The organism is Bacillus sp. 05T31, assembly GCF_056396725.1.
In genome coordinates, this window is the sequence record NZ_JBFTMA010001236.1 from 1 (window position 1) to 624 (window position 624).

The 624-nt window shown below is 32.5% G+C and carries 1 protein-coding gene; it reads left to right on the forward strand.

Annotated elements, in window-relative coordinates:
- The coding region (locus AC1DJR_RS32650) for a class I SAM-dependent methyltransferase (RefSeq protein ID WP_477004534.1) at positions 1–624 on the forward strand (624 nt) is incomplete at both ends.

Sequence of the window (624 nt, forward strand, 5' to 3'; positions counted from 1 at the left end):
TACATTACCCGTGCACGAAAAATTGATGATACTATAAAACAATTTATTACAAAGAATCCGAATGCTACTATAGTAAATATCGGTTCTGGWCTAGACACTACTTTTTCAAGARTTGATAACRGTACAATACAGTGGTATAACCTTGATTTGCCTGATGCAATCGCTTTTCGCAAAACATTAATTGAAGATATACCACGAAATATAAGCATTGCCAAATCATTTTTTGACACTTCTTGGTTCAACGATATAAAATATGATCCAAAAGACGGTATTCTTTTTATATCAGCAGGTGTGTTTTATTACTTTAAAGAAGAAGAACTGAAGGAGATATTTGTCGCTATGGCAAAACGTTTTCCTGGAGGAGAGTTATATTTTGATGCCGAATCAAAGTTCGCACTGACACTTTCGAATGCTACTGTAAAAAAATCTGGTAATAACGGCGCTATGATGTATTTTTACGTAAATAATCCAAAGACAATAGAAAAGTGGTCTTCTAACATAAAAATATTAAGCTGCTCCCCTTTCTTTAAACATATACCTACAAATAAAGATTGGGATGGAAGTACACGAATTATGATGCGAATTGTAAATTTAATAAAGATGTTGAAGTTCGTTCATATACGA